We start from the raw sequence: 17,259 nt of genomic DNA, 5'->3' as shown, positions 1-17,259 counted from the left end.
GATGACAGCGTACAGATTATTTTGCACAGAACTAATTATCGAGGACTCACCTGCCCCACTGCCTTTACTATGAAACCCTAAAACGGCTTAAAGAAACCAACGCTTAAAAAAATTAAGCGTTGGCTTTTGCTAATTCTTGAATTTTACCCACAATGGCGCGTAAGCCATTACCGCGGGTTGGCGTTATATGACGCTCTAGGTCTAGTGCTTCAAAATAGCCGTCGATATCAAACGCTAAAATATCTGTTGGCGTTTTGTCATTATAAGCGGCAAGTACTAACGCAAGCAGCCCTTGAACGATAACTGCATCGCTGTCTACGTCAAAGTTGATTTTATTGCCGTCGTAACACTCCACGAGCCAAACGCTGCTCTGACACCCTTTGACCAAACGCTCGGGTGTTTTAGCATCTTCAGGCAAGCCCGGAATAGATTTCCCTAAATCAATGATGTACTGATAACGCTGTTCCCAATCGTCGAAGAACGCTAAATCATCAATAATTTCGTCACTGCTAGGTAGTTGCATTGCTATTTCCGCTTAATTTGATTGAAAAATTGTTTGATTAAATTTCACTGTGTGGATGATTAAAAGAACAGGCCTGCTTCAAGCTGTGCTTCTTCACTCATCATATCACGGGACCATGCAGGGTCGAATACAAGCTCTACGTTGACGTTTTTAACATGGGGAACCATGGCAACGCGGTATTCAACGTCGCCAACCAATACTGGGCCCATGCCGCAGCCTGGTGCGGTCAGGGTCATATCAATATTGACGCTGCAAGTATCTTGATCAATTTCCACTTTGTAGATAAGACCAAGGGATACGAGATTGATAGGGATCTCAGGGTCAAAGATAGTTTCTAACGCGTCCCACACTTGCTGTTCGCTTATGTTTCCGTCTTCTGGCGCGTCAAAGCTCAGAGTCATCGCTTTTCGGCCAATAGCACCTGCATCTGTACCATCGATGCGGTACATGTTGCCACGCCACGTTACCGTATAGTTACCACCGAGCTCTTGGGTGATATTCACAAACTCGCCTTCAGGGATCACGGTAGGATTGCCCGCTGGAACCAAGCGCGCTTTACAGTCGCGCTCGGTGGTCACCATTTTTTGCTTCATAAACTACTTAGTACTCTTTGTTCTACCACTGATGGCCTTTGAAGTGGCACTTAGCCAACGTTAAAGCTTTCACCGCATCCGCACTCATCAACCACGTTCGGGTTGTTGTATTTAATGACGCCGTTAACACCTTCTGTAACGTAATCAATTTCAGTATTACGCAGTAGGTCGGTGGCATCTGCAGCCACGGCTACGTTAAGTACTGGCGAAATTTCAACAATTTCGTCATCGGCTTGCGCACTATCTGCGAAATCAAGCACATAGGCGTAACCTGTACAGCCGCTTACTTTTGTCGATAAACGAATTAACTGACCAGGCTTGTCTTTAAGCTTACTTTCGAAATGCTTAACGGCACTGTCAGTTAGCGAAATGAGCTTTGTACTAGGTACGAAAGTTTCAACACTCATAATGCCTCCTTAGGCCAACATCATTTTTGCTTTTTTAAGCGCAGCAAATAGGCTGTCTACTTCTTCAAGCGTATTGTAAATTGAGAACGACGCACGGGCAGTACCCGGAATACCAAAGCGCTTCATTAGCGGCTGTGCACAATTATCACCGGTACGAATTGCAACGCCTTGCCTGTCTAGAATAAAGCCTACGTCCGCCGGGTGCGCACCTTCCAGTAGAAAGCTCAGCACGCCTACCTTGTTAGGTGCTGTACCGATTATCCGCATACCGTCAAACGCTTCGGCCTGCTCGGTAGCATAGGCAAGCAGCTTTTGTTCATGTTCATGCAAAGCATTGACATCAAGGGCACTAAACCAATCTACTGCAGCGCCCATACCAATGGCACCTGCGATGTTTGGCGTGCCGGCTTCTAAGCGATTTGGCAACGCCCCCCATGTGGCTTCATGGTAGGTTACGTCTTTAATCATCTCGCCACCTACCTGCCAAACAGGCCAGGTTTCTAGCACCTCTTTTTTGCCCCACAGACAGCCAATGCCTGTTGGACCGAATAGCTTGTGTCCTGAAAATGCGTAAAAATCACAGCCAATGTCTTGTACGTCAACACCGCCGTGAGCAATGCCTTGTGCGCCATCAACCAGCACCCATGCGCCTACCGCTTTCGCTTTTTCAGTCAGCAGTTTAATTGGGTTCACCGTACCTAGTGCATTCGATACGTGAGGAAACGCCACTAGCTTTGTGTTTTCAGACAGCAGTCTATCGAAAGCGTCTACGTCTAACTCTCCGCTGTCGAAAATAGGTACAACATTTAGCGTTGCACCAGAACGGCGACACGCTTGTTGCCAAGTCACCAAGTTTGCGTGGTGCTCAAGCTCGGTCACCATCACTTCGTCACCTTCGCTTAGTAGCTGTCCAAGACCATTGGCGACTATATTGATGGCTTCTGTGGTGCCGGATGTCCAAATAACTTCTTCACGCGCTTTCGCGTTAATGAACTTTGCAACGCTGGAACGTGCATTTTCGTAACGGCGCGTGGCTTCATCCGATAAATGGTGCGCACCGCGGTGCACGTTTGCATTCGTCCCCGTGTAAAAATCTACTAAGGCGTCGATAACGGCCTGAGGTTTTTGTGTTGTTGCCGCGTTATCTAGGTAGACCAGCGGCTTGCCGTCTACCGTTTTAGATAAAATAGGAAACTGGGCACGAAGTGCTGCAACGTCTAAGCTCATTTCACCTCCATTTGGGCGAAGCGCTCACTTAAAATTGGTGCTAGCCATTCACGGACTGCCGCATTAGGCACGTCATTTATAAGCTCTTGAATGAAGCCAAAGTTGAGCATTACCAGTGCTTTACTGCGAGAAACGCCGCGGGTAAGCATGTAATACAAGGCTTCTTCTTCAATTTCAGCCACCGTTGCACCGTGAGCACATTTCACGTCATCAGCATAAATTTCAAGCTCAGGCTTGGTATTGATAACGCCGCGGCGAGATAGCAACAAGTTGCGGTTGTTAAGTTCAGCCAATGTTTTTTGCGCATCACGATGAATATGAATGCGACCATTGAACACGGCGCGTGCTTTATCTCCTACAATCCCACGCGCGTTTTCTTCTGTTGTGCCATTAGGCATTGCGTGCTCAATGGTGGAGTGAAGGTCAAATAACTCGCCTTCCGCCAGAAGATAAATGGCGTTCATTTTCGCATCGGCAAATTCGCCGGCGTGATGAATATCTACATCTAAACGCGAAAGCTCACTTCCATAGCCCACCATGGTGCTGTTAAGCGTGGTGCGGTTATGAAGTTTGAAGTGGCTGCCGCCTAATTGCTTAGCTTTGCCAGTAAACATAGCAAAACGATAGTGCTCTAGGTGTGCATCATCAGCAAGGTCATATTCAGCAAACGCTGTGGTTAAACTTTCCGTATCGCCAAAACCTTGCTCAATAACGGTGGCGCTTGCGCCTTCAGCTAGTTTTACCACCACACGCGTATGTGCATCGACATTTTGCGAAGCCATATTCACTATGCGCACTGGCGTGTCGATTTTCGCACCTGCTTCAACATTAATAAATATACCGTGTTGGCACAGCGCGTCGTTGACTAGGCCAAACATATGACGTGTAGGCTTAACCTGACCGTATACGCTGCTAATAGCTTGCTGGGTAGCAGTGTCATCGCTGTTTAGTGATGTAATGGTCATGCCCGCTGGCACATTTAGCGTGTTAACCTGCGTGATCAAGACACCGTCTACAAATACAAGGTCGATAGCATTTATGTTATCGATAGCGGGTACCGGTAAACTGTCTGCCTGAACCGCTTGCTTAGCTTCACGCTTTTCAACGGGTGTTAACGGCGTAAAACGCCAGCTTTCGTTTCTACGGGCTGGCCAACCATCGGCTTTTAACTTTTCTAAGGCCTGCTGACGCACGGGCGCTAGGTAATCGGAGATTTGCGCCGCATCAATGACCTGTTCTAGCCATTGACTCATGCTTCAGCCTCCTCGTACGCTTTACCTAGGAATGCATATCCACTCTTCTCTACTTCTAGCGCAAGTGACGCGTCACCGCTTTTCACAATTTTGCCGTCGGCAAGAATGTGTACAAAGTCAGGTTTGATGTAGTCTAGAAGACGCTGATAGTGGGTAACAACGATGAAGCTTCGTTCGCCATCGCGCTGGCTGTTAACGCCATCGGCAACAACCTGAAGTGCGTCAACGTCAAGGCCAGAGTCTGATTCATCTAGAATACAAAGCTTTGGCTCTAGCAAAATCATTTGCATGATTTCGTTACGCTTCTTCTCACCACCAGAGAACCCTTCGTTCACACCGCGCTTCAAGAAATCTAATGGAAGCTGTACCTGCTTGCACGCTTCTTTTGCTTTCTTTAAAAACTCAGCAGCTGTTAATGGCGCTTCGCCGCGCTGTTCGCGCATAGCGTTAACTGACTCTTTCATGAATTCCATATTGCTTACGCCAGGAATTTCAACTGGGTATTGGAACGCAAGGAAAAGGCCTTCACGGGCACGCTCTTCTACTTCAAGCTCTAATAGGTCTTTACCGTTAAGCGTGGCTTCGCCTTCGCTTACTTCGTAGCCGTCACGACCAGATAGGACGTAGCCTAGTGTACTTTTGCCGGCACCGTTGGGGCCCATGATAGCGTGTACTTCACCAGGTTTAACTTCAAGGTTAAGACCTTTAATGATGTTTTTCTCTTCCACGCTGGCATGTAAATTCTTGATACTAAGCATTGATTACCCCACTGAACCTTCAAGACTAATTTCGAGCAGCTTGCCGGCTTCTACGGCAAATTCCATTGGCAGCTCTTTGAATACTTCTTTACAGAAACCGTTAACAATCATAGAAACGGCCTTTTCTGTGTCTAAGCCACGTTGCTGACACAGGAATAATTGTTCGTCGCTCACCTTCGATGTTGTTGCTTCGTGCTCAACAATGGCTGAAGGGTTGCGGCTTTCGATATACGGGAATGTGTGCGCGCCACATTTGTCACCGATAAGTAGCGAGTCACACTCGGTGAAGTTACGTGCTTCGTCTGCGCGAGGGCCCATTTGAACCAGCCCGCGATAGGCGTTGTTACTGTTACCCGCTGAGATACCTTTAGAGATAATGGTCGACTTGGTATTTTTACCCACGTGGATCATCTTAGTTCCGGTATCAGCCTGCTGGCGACCGCGCGTTAGCGCTACTGAGTAGAATTCACCTACACTGTTGTCGCCTTTAAGTACACAGCTTGGGTACTTCCACGTAACCGCAGAGCCCGTTTCAACCTGCGTCCACGAGATTTTCGCATTGGTATGCGCTACACCACGTTTTGTCACGAAGTTGTAGATACCGCCTTTACCGTTCTCGTCACCCGGGTACCAGTTCTGTACCGTTGAGTATTTAATTTGCGCATCGTCCATTGCCACTAGCTCAACCACTGCCGCATGCAGCTGGTTTTCATCGCGCTGTGGCGCGGTACAACCTTCAAGGTAGCTTACATAGCTGCCTTCATCAGCAACAATCAAGGTACGCTCGAACTGACCGGTGTTCATTTCGTTAATACGGAAATAAGTAGAAAGCTCCATTGGGCAACGTGTGCCTTTTGGAATATAAACAAATGAACCGTCAGTAAATACAGCGCTATTAAGCGCAGCAAAATAGTTATCTGTGCGCGGCACTACCGAACCGATGTATTTCTTTACAAGGTCTGGGTACTTCTGTACTGCCTCAGAAATTGGGCAAAAGATCACTCCCGCTTCTTCAAGCTTATCGCGGAACGTAGTTACAACCGATACCGAGTCGAATACCGCATCTACCGCAACGCCTGCCAGCATTTCCTGCTCGTGTAGAGGAATGCCCAGCTTTTCATAGGTGCGAAGTAGCTCAGGGTCAACTTCATCTAGCGACTTAGGCTTATCTTTCATACTCTTTGGTGCCGAGTAATAAGAAATGGCCTGATAATCGATTTTCGGATAGTCGACATGCGCCCAATCAGGCTCTTCCATTTCTAGCCATGCATGATAAGACTTCAAACGCCATTCAAGCATCCATTCAGGCTCGTTTTTCATTGCTGATATGCGGCGGATAACCGACTCGTCCAGGCCGCTTTCAAACGTTTCCGATTCGATTTCTGAATAGAAACCCGCATCGTACTTTCTTTCTAACGCCTGTTCGATCTGTTCACTCATGTTGGGATCTCACTTGTTTGCCTGCATTTGCTGCCACTAACCTTTCTATTTAACTGGCAAATAAATCACCCCACGGTCTTGGTAATTTATATCGACTTTCAACTTCAACAACGTCATTTATTTGGGTTTACGCCCAAAAGAGTTGCCAAAACTGCCAGTTACATTGCGGACAGCCTAAAATTTTGGTGCCGTAGTATATAATACCCGACTATTTCACTCAAATATTCAGCCATTAATTTATGGCCACTTACGCGTTTTAAACGCTGCTTAAAGGTCAATTTCCTTCAAACGCGCATTAATTTTCTTCCACATTCACTAAAATAAAAAAGAATGCGCTAACACTAACTACGCTTTGCCTACTACAAAAACCCGCGCTCAACGACGGTATAGGCGTTTATGCTGAAACCGCTTGGCGTAGTCTTGTTGTTACATCCACTACTTTTTTTACTACGTAATCGATGTCTTCTTGGGTCGTAAAGCGCCCTACGCTGAATCTAATTCCTGCATGCGCCAATTCGTTGCTGCGGCCAATCGCTTTTAACACATACGAAGGCTCTAAACTCGCTGACGTACATGCCGACCCTGAAGATACGGCAATGTCATTTAAGCCCATCATCAAGCTTTCGCCGTCGACATCCGCAAAACTCACATTTAGAATACCCGGGATACGCTGTGTGGCGTGGCCGTTTAAATAGACATCGTCGAGCTGCTGAAGGCCCTGCCACAGCGATTCACGCAGCGCTAATATGCGCGCACTGTCCTCTTCCATTTTTGAGGAGGCTAGCGCGATAGCTTCACCCATTCCAACAATTTGGTGGGTGGCTAATGTACCCGACCGCATGCCGCGCTCGTGGCCACCGCCATGAATTTGTGCCACCAGATTAATTTTGGGACGGCGACGCACATATAGCGCCCCCATACCTTTCGGCCCGTATATCTTATGCGCCGATATAGACAGCAAATCGATAGGAAGGTCAGCTAAATCAATGCCAATTTTGCCCACACTTTGCGCACCATCAACATGAAAAAGAACGCCTTTATCACGACAAAGCTGGCCAATAGCTTGAATGTCTTGGATAACGCCAAGTTCATTGTTCACATGCATCACCGACACCAAAATAGTGTCGTCGCGCAACGCGTTTTTGAGATCATTTAAATTAATTAACCCGTTTGGCAATACTTCAAGATAGGTAACCTCAAAGCCTTGGCTTTGTAAGAACTCACAGGTATCCAACACCGCTTTATGTTCGGTGTTAACGGTAATAATATGTTTGCCTTTATTGGCATAACCTTGGGCGACGCCTTTTATAGCAAGATTGTTCGATTCAGTGGCCCCCGAAGTAAAAACAATTTCTCTAGGGTCGCAATTAATCGCGTCGCTGATTTGATTTCTAGCAACATCAACCGCTTCTTCTGCCATCCAGCCGAAGCGATAACTACGAGAAGCTGGGTTACCAAAGTTGCCATCCAGCGTTAGGCATTTTGCCATTGCCTCGGCCACACTTGGGTCTACCGGTGTTGTTGCTGCGTAATCTAAATAAATGGGTGTTGATAAAGCCATGCGTTACTCAATACCAATTTAAAGTTGAATACTAACTTCAATATCTTTGGTGATATGACGAAGTGATGCATTACCGTCTTGACGGTCGGCTACCTCTTGCACATCACGCTTTGCCATTAACTCGCCCAACGTAATTGAATTCAAAAACGCCGCAATGCGATCACTTAGGTCTTGCCACAAGCTGTGCGTTAGGCAGCGATCGCCGCCTTGACAGTCTGCTTGTCCTTGGCAACGTGTCGCATCAATGGACTCGTCGACGGCGCGAATGACTTCGCCTATCGCAATTTTGCTTGCTTCACGGCCTAACAAATAGCCGCCGCCAGGCCCGCGAACACTGTCTACTAATTGCTCTTTACGCAATCGAGAAAAAAGCTGTTCAAGGTAAGATAAAGAAATTTCTTGTCGTTCTGAAATGTCGGCAAGAGGCACTGGACCACGCTTTGAATGCAAAGCGACATCAAGCATTGCGGTAACCGCATAGCGCCCTTTCGAAGTGAGTTTCATTGGATTCTCCCGCCGTTTTATAGTGCGGGAATTTTCACATACCCGACTAAAATGGTCAAGTATAAGACCCAGTAAATTAGTCAGGTATTATTGATTCGAGTAATCGCTTTTGTTCATCAAGGCTTTCGTTTCATATTAGCCCGATCCAAATAAGCACTAATAGACGCTAATAGGTGCCGAATTAGCGTGGTTACTTCTACGCTAAATGCTAAGAAATCGTTTATTCTGCAAATGAATGATAACGTCGACCATAAGCGCTATTTGTTTGCATTTAAGTGAATATGAGCAAGAATACTGTCTGCTATCCGATGTGATTGAACGGTATCTATTTGATGGCGCAACCCGCGCAATACTTGATGTTTAGCACCTGATATAGCTCTGGCTGTCGCAACACCGCCACTGGGATGCACCATGTGATCAACATCTCCGTGTATCACTAATGTTGGGGCTTTGACATTTTGAAGCATTGGCGTTCGGTCCCCGGATTTCATAATAGCACCGATTTGCCGGAACATCGCTTTTGCATCACTTTTGCCACCATTGCGCTGCCATGCCAAACGCGCGTACTGATGCCATTGATTTACGGCTCCGTTTGCAGCTACATCGCCAATGTGCGTCATCATTGCTTGGTAGTTTTTAACTGCGTCTTTTTCGTTCATTGGCGCTTTAGCTCTTGCCATTCGCCATAGCGTTGAATAAGAGGGTTGCCCTACGCGGCGATTTCCTGTCGTCGAGAAAATAGACGTCATAGATGTCACTTTTTCAGGATGCAGACTTGCAAGGGTCTGTGCAATCATCCCTCCCATAGACATTCCTGCGATATGTGCGCTTGTTATATTTAGCGCCTCTAACAACTGTGCAGTATCTTCAGCCATACACTCAAGTCCATATGCACCTTTCGGCGCTTTTCCTCTTAACTGCTGTAATAGGCTGGGATGCGGTGTGTCGCTGCGTACTGACCTTCCTGCATCACGATTGTCAAAGCAAATAACGCGAAATCCACTAGCAACTAAACGCTCAATAAGCGCGTTTGGCCAATAAATCAACTGAAGACCTAAACCCACAATAAGTACAATGGTATCGGTATTTCCGACACCATGTTCGGCATAGCAAAACCTATCACCGCTTTTAAGCGTTACATATTGCTCATGATGCTGGGCTAAACTCATTTAAAGCTCTTGTGATTTAATAAAAGTAAGTGTGCATCTATTAAAATTTCTATTCAAACTTAAGCGCTGGATCGTCTACACGGCCTTTCCGAAAAATTTTCACGTCTTGTGCATAATTGAACGACATAGACCAAGGAAACTGCATGCCTTGACGTGGCAACTGTTCTAAAGAGCGTTGGATGTAGCCAGCGCCAAAGTTTAGCAACGGTTGTGTTTCCATATTTGGGTCTGCTATAGGTGTACACTGTGTAAAGCCGTGCTCTCCCATATGATTGAGCAATCGCGTGAAATGTTCACATAGAAGGCCAATTTTTAGTGTCCACGATGAAGCTGTATAGCCCACCGCAATAGCAAAATTAGGCACGCCACTGAGTAACATACCTTTATACGTAACACATTCTGGAAGCGAAATAGCTTCACCATCAATTTTTGGCACTATCCCTCCTAAAGGCAGAAGGTTTAATCCAGTGGCTGTTACTATAATATCTGCTTCAATATGCTGGCCCGAATCAAGTTTAATGCCCGTTTCAGTAAACGTATCTATAGCATCTGTTGCAACCGACGCCTTACCTTTCGAAATTGACTCGAATAAATCTCCACCCGGAACTGCACACAGTCGTTGCTCCCAAGGATTGTAAGGTGGGTTAAAGTGTATATCTACTGGATATCCTTCGGGTAACATTTTTGCATTAAGACTGCGTATTATTTTGCGCGCACGATGCGGAAAGCGCTGACAAAATGCGTACACCCAACGCTGTTTCGCTATGTTAAACCAACGCGCAGCTTTAAACGCTGTATCCTCGCTAAACCACGTGCGTAAATGTTTTGCGATTGGGTCATCTACGGGCACAGGCAATACGTAGGATGGCGTTCTTTGCAGCATAGTCACGTGCGATGCGCTTTTCGCTAGTGCGGGAACCAGCGTTACCGCCGTTGCACCGCTTCCGATTACCACGACGTGTTTGTTTTCGTATTCCAGATCTTCAGGCCAATGCTGTGGATGTACAATCTGACCGTTAAATTGTGATTGCCCTTTGAAATGTGGTGCATAACCTTTATCGTATCGATAATAACCCGAAGCGTTAAATATCCATCTGGCGGCAATGTGCTCATGCTGCCCACTCTCTTCTGACTTTAACGTAACCCGCCAATAGTGTTTATCGCTTTGCCAATCTATATCTACCACACGAGTTAAAAAACGTATGTGCTCTTTAATACCGTTTTCAGCCGCGGTTTCTTCTACGTAAGCCTTTATTGAACGACCATCAGCAATGGCCTTTTTCTCTTTCCAAGGTTTGAATTCGTAGCCAAAGGTGAATAAATCAGAATCTGAGCGTATTCCCGGGTATTTGAATAAATCCCATGTGCCGCCCAAATCACTGCGGGCTTCTATAATAGAATATGAAAGGTCAGGACATTTTTTTTGAATGTGGTAGGCGCAGCCGATACCCGAAATTCCGGCTCCAACAATTAGTACGTCGAGTAATGGCGCTGTTTCTTGCATAACGTCCCTGAAAAGTGATGATCAACCTTCCATCTCAATGTATGTTGGAGTTATGCATGAGTCAATGTGCTTGTTAATGTTTTGTAAAAACAAGCCTTTGTGAATTTTTACTATATAAGGGTGAAGGTTCTCGGCCTTAGCACCCGAAACTAGTATGCGGAATTAGAGTTAAATAGCGGGGTCGAAAGAAGAATGAGCCTTCTCTCGCTCTTGGGTTTCCTTTAGGTCGAAACCCGTTTCTGCGAAATCTTCAGCGCTAATATTGTGTAAATTATCGGTACACACATCGCCACCTAGCGACTGAATGACCTTGCACATCTCTTCCACTTTGGTGTCCATTTGGTGCATATGCTCTAGCATTATGCCCATCGCATTGGCCACAGGATCAGGGTTATCTGGCGCGACAGCATAGGCATCAAAACCATATTTCTGGGCAATTTTATCTCGCTCGGGGTTTACCGACGCATTCATCTCTTTTTGCTTCGAGATAATGATACGACCCGGGATTCCCACTGCCGTAGCGCCATCAGGAATATCTTTTACGACCACAGAGTTAGACCCTACTTTAGCGTTTTCACCTATAATAATAGGCCCCAACACTTTGGCACCAGCCCCAACTACAGCGCCTTTTTTAAGGGTTGGGTGGCGCTTGCCTGCTCTCCAGCTAGTGCCTCCAAGAGTAACGCCGTGGTAAAGGGTGACATCATCGCCAATTTCTGCTGTTTCACCAATGACCACACCCATACCGTGGTCGATAAATACCCGTCGTCCTAACGTGGCACCAGGATGAATTTCAATCCCCGTGAGCCAACGGCTAAAGGTTGATAAACTGCGTGCCAACCATTTCCATTCAGCCTTCCATAATTTGTGACTAATGCGATGCAGCCAGACTGCATGGAGGCCAGGATAGTTGGTTAGCACTTCAAAGGTGTTTCTGGCCGCTGGGTCGCGATGAAATACACCTTGAATATCATCTTTTATACGGGCGAACATAGTGTTTACTCTTTTTCTTCTATCGCTGGTGCAGGGTCTGCATCGCCTGAGTTAGCATTCTTCACCGATTTATCGATAGACGCCAATATACCGCGCAATATATTAAGCTCTTGAGACTCAGGGCGTGCTCGGTTAAACAAGCGACGCAGCTTAGTCATAACCACACCCGGGTGACTTTTGCGAATGAACGACGTGCCTTCCAGCGTGGTTTCCAAATGCGTATAAAAACGCTCTAAATCGTCATTCAGTGGATATTCTTCCTCAACACTTGGATAGGTTTCGCGATTTAGATAGGCCATGCGAATCTCATAACAAAGGGTTTGCACTGCTGCTGCTAAGTTTAGTGAGCTGTATTCAGGGTTGGCTGGAATACACATATGGAAGTGACACTGCTGCAGCTCTTCATTAGTTAAACCACTGTTCTCACGCCCAAACACCAAGGCTACCGGATACTTTTCTACTTCTTGGACCAGCTTTTCGCCACAGTCGCGCGGGCCTAACATAGGCCATGAATGAGTGCGAGAGCGTGCAGACGTCCCTACTACCAAGCCACAGTCTTTAACAGCCTCTTCCAGCGTGCTTACAATTTTCGCGTTAGCAAGCACATCACCAGCCCCTGCCGCCAATGCACTGGCTTGGCCGTCTGGCTCATTTACTGGGTCGACAAGATATAAGCTGCTCAGCCCCATGGTTTTCATAGCTCTTGCTGTCGAGCCGATGTTTCCCGTGTGAGACGTGTTAACTAAAATAATGCGAATATTCTCGAGCATGCGTGTAATACCTACGTACTTATTTGGATAGCGTCTTTAATTCGATAATACGCGCTTTTGGCGTGCTATCTTACAGACCTTAATAGCGTGAAGTTTAACACAGCGGCAGTATAGATGGCTATTCACGCTATTGTGCTGGGATTTCATTTGCATCGCGCATAGATTCTGGTAGACTCCGCCCGTTTTCGAAAACAACTAGCTATTTTTTGTACAGTTAGTTTGTTTCATTGGTCTTTTACAATTGGTGGTTTATCTATGCATCCTATGCTGAATATTGCGGTGCGCGCTGCGCGTGCGGCTGGAACAGTTATTGTTCGTGGTTTTGAAAAACATAATGAAGTAGCAACAGAGTCAAAAGGCTTAAACGACTTCGTTACTCAAGTTGATAAAGAAGCAGAACAAGCAATTATTGCCAAAATTCAGCAGTCTTACCCGAACCATTGCTTCCTAGGTGAAGAATCGGGTGAAGTTTTGGGCACAGAAACTGACTATCAGTGGATCATCGATCCACTAGATGGCACCACTAACTTTGTAAAAGGCATTCCTCACTTTGCCGTTTCAATTGCACTTCTTCACAAAGGTCGCTTAGATCAAGCGGTTGTTTTCGACCCAATTCGCAGCGAACTATTCACCGCGAGCCGTGGTCAAGGCGCGCAGCTTAACGGTTATCGTATTCGTGCTTCTAAGCCTCGTGACCTTTCTGAAACCATTATTGCTACTGGCTTGCCGTTTAAGAACAAGTCTCAATTTGGCGAGTATGCACTAAGCCTTAACAAAATTTTCCACGAAGTGGGCGACATTCGCCGCGCAGGTAGTGCAGCGCTAGACCTTGCTTACGTTGCAGCTGGCCGCCACGACGGTTACTGGGAGCGCGGCATTAAATCTTGGGATATCGCAGCAGGTGAGCTTATTGTTCGTGAAGCTGGCGGATTGGTAACAGACTTTAAAGGCGGAAACGACCCGCTTCACAAAGGCGAAATTGTTGCTGGTAGCGTGAAGGTGGTTCAAGGCCTAGTTAAGCATCTTAAATAAGAAGCATCTTAAGTAAGAAGCACCTTAAGTAAAAGCAGCTTAAATAAATCGCTCGTAAGCACATAAACTGAGCCGATAAACCAAGCACAGTTAAACAGTAAAGGCGCTATGACACGAATGACGTGACATAGCGCCTTTTTCTTTTTCTCACTTATTGGTTTCGTTATACCTGCGGTAACACACCGCGATTACGAACACTTTACCTCTCGCTGAGTGGCTAATGAGCTATGCGGACTGGTGTTTAACTTTAGGCCAAATAAAAATCTAAGTATTAAAAAGCGCTTGGCGACTTCGTATGTCAGTGCGCACCCCACAACGGTTATTAGCGTTATTAAAATAAATTCTCCGAGTGTCGACGATACACGGGAGCTCAAAAAGAACGCCGCCACCACAATTATCGTTTGATGCACCATATAGTATGGCAACACGCCTTTGTTCAAATAGCTCACCACCTTACTCGGGTTAGACAAATATTTTCGACCGAACCCCAATATTGCTGCCAACCATGCCCAGTGATTAAGTACAACGATTACACCAACCAAAACACGAAACCCAGGCGACGACTCCATTAACTGCCCTGTAGGGCCTAGCAAGTCGTGCCGATCTAAAATTATGACGCTGTAAAGTACTATCGCAATGGTTAAGCTTACGTAACGGGACCTCATAATTGCAGCATACAATGCGGGTCTAAGCGCGACCACAATACCTACCAGCATCACAAAAAAGTACTTTGCATGACTATACCAATCATTAAGCAAGTCGTGAGACGTGGGATATGCTACTCGTAGCTCCAGCCATATGGCAGTCATGAACGTAACCACTAACACGCTAAACAGCGCCAAGCTATCGAGTACTCTCAACGCCCTTACTTCCACAAATCTGATAAGCGGGAAAAACAGCAATATGAAAGCGCTATACACAAAAAGGTAAGGTAAAAACCAAAGGTGATTCCATGTCAGTAAGCCAATTACCGATTGTTTGTCGATAAACAAGTCAGTATTTGGATTGATGTAAGCAACGTAGAACTCGCTAAACGGCATGGCTAGTGCTCCGCTGACTGTCCACTCTGCATAAACTTGTGGCGCGACGATAACAAACATACCGAATACAAGAGGAATTAATATCCGCAACGCCCTCTTCCCCAGTAGTGAAAGAGATACACGCCAGCGAGAGGTCGTTTGGCCATAAGCGCGGCGCAGCACGACGGTAAATACCATGGCAGAGATCAAAAATAATAAAGACATACGCCATTGGTTGGTCAATATCATCACATCTTGTAGTAGTGGAAATTGCACGTCGCTTTTTATATGCCAGCCCCACTCTAAAACGTAATACATTCCGATGTGATAAAAAATGAGTACACCAAACGCGATGACACGCAGTGCATCCAACTCGAAATAGCGCTGAGTGACAGGACTCTCGACCACGGCCTTCTCTCTCGCCTCCCCCTTTGAAGTTCTGTTAACAAACGTTGCTTCCTGATCAACATATGCTTGCGTCAATGTCCTCACTCCTATTCAATAGTGTTTAACTAACGTGTTGCATCTAATGCGATAGACGTCCGACAGCAAACGCCTAAGTGACGAGAATTAAGGGAAAAAGGGTTAAGCGGTGAATAACTGGGATGAAAAATGGAGTCAGTTTCTTAGGGATTCTGAATCAAAACATAAATACGCTGCATTTGTTTTGCTTACAGCCTATTTGTTTATAAACAATTCAATCAATGCTGCGTCTAGTTGGACTGAATTTTCTCGAAGCGACAATAACAGCGTAGCACTTTGGGAGCCGTACGTTTGGGAATACTCGAGTGCTTTGAGCACCGCTTTGCTCGTCATCCCATTAATTATCGCTATACGTATACTCGATCAGAAGGTAAAAGTGGGAGCGACATGGCTTGGGTGGCATTTTGCCTTCGCCAGTTTATTTTCAGTAGCCCATGTATCATTAATGGTAGCATTTCGAAAGCTCGTCTATTTATTCTCTGAACGCAATTATGACTTTGGGATATGGCTCAATGAGTTCATCTACGAATATCGAAAGGATGTATGGGGCTATATTACTCTGATTACTTTTTACTATATTGCACGGTTTGGCTATCAACGCTTAATTGGTGAAGCATCACCTATTAGACGCGACACATCACAGATAACGAATGACAACGTGGCCAGCACCTTACCTGACTATTTATTGGTGAAAAAGCTCAATAAGGAGTTTTTGGTTCAAGTCACTGACATACAGCGAGTAGAAGCCTCAGGAAATTACATTAACCTCCATACTCACGTGGGCGTTTACCCCTTGCGTTATACCCTTGGCCGGTTTTGTGAAGAAGGAGCGCATCAAGGCTTTATGCGAGTGCACCGGTCGCACGCAGTGCGAATACCTGCCATTGTGTCTATAAGTTATGAAGAAACAGGGGATGGAACAATAATGCTCAATAACGGTCAATCAGTAGCGCTTTCCAGGCGATATAAAGATGATCTGAAACAAGCATTAGCCCCCAATCAATAGTAAATTCCACTTTTGATAAAGCATAAAAAAACCGCATCGTAGATGCGGTTTTTGTACGTTTCAAGCGTGTAAAACTAAGGCATAGGATCTAAATCTGCGCCTTCCTTTTCCACTTGTGGTGGCATTAGGTCTTCTTTACTAATACCCAATGCAAGTGCCACTGAACTTGCGATATACACCGATGAGTAAGTACCAACCACTACACCGAACAACAAGGCGGTTGCAAATCCGTGAATAAGCGCCCCACCCTTGTAGAATAGTGCAACCAATACCAACACCGTGGTTAATGATGTGATGATAGTACGGTTTAGGGTTTGCGTTAGCGAGATGTTGATAATCTCAACAGGCTCACCTTTACGAATTTTGCGGAAGTTCTCACGAATACGGTCACACACAACGATGGTATCGTTAAGTGAATAACCAATTACCGCTAGTACCGCTGCAAGTACCGTAAGGTCAAACTCGATTTGAAGTACTGAAAACAAACCCAGCGTAAGTATAACGTCGTGAGCTAGTGCCGACACTGACCCTAGAGCGAATCGCCATTCAAATCGCATCGCGACATAAACTAGAATACACAAGAGTGCGACTAGCATCGCAAGGCCGCCCTGCTCAGTAAGCTCTTCACCTACGTTAGGACCTACGAACTCGATACGACGCATATCAACCTCAGTACCGTCAGCGCGCAAGGCAGCTAGTACCTGTTCACCAATAGTCACGGCTTTAACGCCATCACGAGGAGCAATGCGGATAAGTACATCTTGGCTGCTGCCAAAATTCTGTACTATGGCATCTTCAAAGTTCGCTTCGTTTAGCTGGGCGCGAATGCCTTCTAAGTTAGCAGCGTCCTCATAGCCAACTTCAATTAGCGTACCGCCAGTGAAGTCTAGCCCCCAGTTAAGGCTATTAACGCCTAGCGACACGAACGAACCTAAAATGAGTACCGTTGATAACACCATCGCAGGAATGCGAAGGCGCATAAAATTGACGGTATCGGATAGTTTTAATAATTGCATG

At 46.0% G+C, this 17,259-nt stretch carries 17 protein-coding genes; 2 read left to right on the top strand and 15 right to left on the bottom strand.

The features are described 5' to 3' along the window. Positions 1-112: 112 nt before the first annotated feature. The 13 genes from MHN09_RS04120 to trmJ all read right to left on the bottom strand — a co-directional run bounded on the left by MHN09_RS04120 (position 113) and on the right by trmJ (position 12,702). On the bottom strand, positions 113-523 hold the full coding sequence (locus tag MHN09_RS04120; RefSeq protein ID WP_239239271.1) for a SufE family protein: 411 nt from the start codon (positions 521-523) through the stop codon (positions 113-115). A gap of 59 nt (positions 524-582) precedes the next feature. Further along, positions 583-1,116, bottom strand: coding sequence for a putative Fe-S cluster assembly protein SufT (sufT, locus tag MHN09_RS04115; RefSeq protein ID WP_061095515.1), 534 nt, complete (start codon positions 1,114-1,116; stop codon positions 583-585). Positions 1,117-1,166: 50 nt separating this feature from the next. Continuing rightward, entirely contained in the window at positions 1,167-1,523 is a 357-nt protein-coding gene (locus MHN09_RS04110; RefSeq protein ID WP_014979828.1) for an iron-sulfur cluster assembly accessory protein, read from the bottom strand. A 9-nt stretch (positions 1,524-1,532) separates the two neighbouring features. Next, positions 1,533-2,750 (bottom strand): cysteine desulfurase, encoded by a 1,218-nt coding sequence (locus MHN09_RS04105; protein WP_014950173.1) that lies wholly within the window; start codon positions 2,748-2,750, stop codon positions 1,533-1,535. Continuing rightward, positions 2,747-4,003 carry a Fe-S cluster assembly protein SufD gene (gene sufD, locus MHN09_RS04100; protein WP_239239269.1) on the bottom strand — a complete coding sequence of 419 codons (1,257 nt, stop codon included), beginning with the start codon at positions 4,001-4,003 and terminating at the stop codon, positions 2,747-2,749. The genes MHN09_RS04105 and sufD overlap by 4 nt, the downstream gene beginning before the upstream one ends. Then, positions 4,000-4,761 (bottom strand): Fe-S cluster assembly ATPase SufC, encoded by a 762-nt coding sequence (gene sufC, locus MHN09_RS04095; protein ID WP_014979831.1) that lies wholly within the window; start codon positions 4,759-4,761, stop codon positions 4,000-4,002. The genes sufD and sufC overlap by 4 nt, the downstream gene beginning before the upstream one ends. A gap of 3 nt (positions 4,762-4,764) precedes the next feature. After that, entirely contained in the window at positions 4,765-6,201 is a 1,437-nt protein-coding gene (gene sufB, locus MHN09_RS04090) for a Fe-S cluster assembly protein SufB (RefSeq protein WP_239239268.1), read from the bottom strand. 394 nt (positions 6,202-6,595) lie between these two features. After that, on the bottom strand, positions 6,596-7,762 hold the full coding sequence (locus MHN09_RS04085) for an IscS subfamily cysteine desulfurase (RefSeq protein WP_239239266.1): 1,167 nt from the start codon (positions 7,760-7,762) through the stop codon (positions 6,596-6,598). 18 nt (positions 7,763-7,780) lie between these two features. Beyond that, on the bottom strand, positions 7,781-8,266 hold the full coding sequence (iscR, locus tag MHN09_RS04080; RefSeq protein ID WP_014950178.1) for a Fe-S cluster assembly transcriptional regulator IscR: 486 nt from the start codon (positions 8,264-8,266) through the stop codon (positions 7,781-7,783). A 257-nt stretch (positions 8,267-8,523) separates the two neighbouring features. Further along, positions 8,524-9,435 (bottom strand): alpha/beta hydrolase, encoded by a 912-nt coding sequence (locus MHN09_RS04075; protein WP_239239264.1) that lies wholly within the window; start codon positions 9,433-9,435, stop codon positions 8,524-8,526. Between the two features lie 49 nt (positions 9,436-9,484). Continuing rightward, positions 9,485-10,939, bottom strand: coding sequence for an NAD(P)/FAD-dependent oxidoreductase (locus MHN09_RS04070; protein WP_239239261.1), 1,455 nt, complete (start codon positions 10,937-10,939; stop codon positions 9,485-9,487). A 168-nt stretch (positions 10,940-11,107) separates the two neighbouring features. Further along, positions 11,108-11,932 (bottom strand): serine O-acetyltransferase, encoded by an 825-nt coding sequence (gene cysE, locus MHN09_RS04065; RefSeq protein WP_187446146.1) that lies wholly within the window; start codon positions 11,930-11,932, stop codon positions 11,108-11,110. Between the two features lie 5 nt (positions 11,933-11,937). Continuing rightward, on the bottom strand, positions 11,938-12,702 hold the full coding sequence (trmJ, locus tag MHN09_RS04060; RefSeq protein ID WP_014950182.1) for a tRNA (cytosine(32)/uridine(32)-2'-O)-methyltransferase TrmJ: 765 nt from the start codon (positions 12,700-12,702) through the stop codon (positions 11,938-11,940). 255 nt (positions 12,703-12,957) lie between these two features. On the opposite strand from trmJ, the gene suhB reads away from it, so the two are divergent. After that, positions 12,958-13,734 carry an inositol-1-monophosphatase gene (gene suhB, locus MHN09_RS04055; protein ID WP_014950183.1) on the top strand — a complete coding sequence of 259 codons (777 nt, stop codon included), beginning with the start codon at positions 12,958-12,960 and terminating at the stop codon, positions 13,732-13,734. Positions 13,735-13,922: 188 nt separating this feature from the next. Here the strand turns inward: suhB and MHN09_RS04050 are convergent, their stop codons facing one another. After that, on the bottom strand, positions 13,923-15,245 hold the full coding sequence (locus MHN09_RS04050) for an acyltransferase family protein (RefSeq protein ID WP_239239258.1): 1,323 nt from the start codon (positions 15,243-15,245) through the stop codon (positions 13,923-13,925). Between the two features lie 100 nt (positions 15,246-15,345). On the opposite strand from MHN09_RS04050, the gene MHN09_RS21565 reads away from it, so the two are divergent. Next, positions 15,346-16,242 carry a LytTR family DNA-binding domain-containing protein gene (locus MHN09_RS21565; protein WP_039228379.1) on the top strand — a complete coding sequence of 299 codons (897 nt, stop codon included), beginning with the start codon at positions 15,346-15,348 and terminating at the stop codon, positions 16,240-16,242. A 74-nt stretch (positions 16,243-16,316) separates the two neighbouring features. On the opposite strand, the gene secF is transcribed toward MHN09_RS21565, so the two are convergent. Beyond that, positions 16,317-17,258: a protein translocase subunit SecF gene (gene secF, locus MHN09_RS04040; protein ID WP_014977044.1), complete on the bottom strand. Its 942-nt coding sequence runs from the start codon at positions 17,256-17,258 to the stop codon at positions 16,317-16,319. Position 17,259: the final 1 nt, after the last annotated feature.

The sequence above is a fragment of the Alteromonas sp. MmMcT2-5 genome, from assembly GCF_022348315.1.
Taxonomy (GTDB): domain Bacteria; phylum Pseudomonadota; class Gammaproteobacteria; order Enterobacterales; family Alteromonadaceae; genus Alteromonas; species Alteromonas macleodii.
The sequence above is the reverse complement of the archived record's forward strand: the minus strand, read 5'-3'. Positions and strand labels throughout refer to the sequence as shown.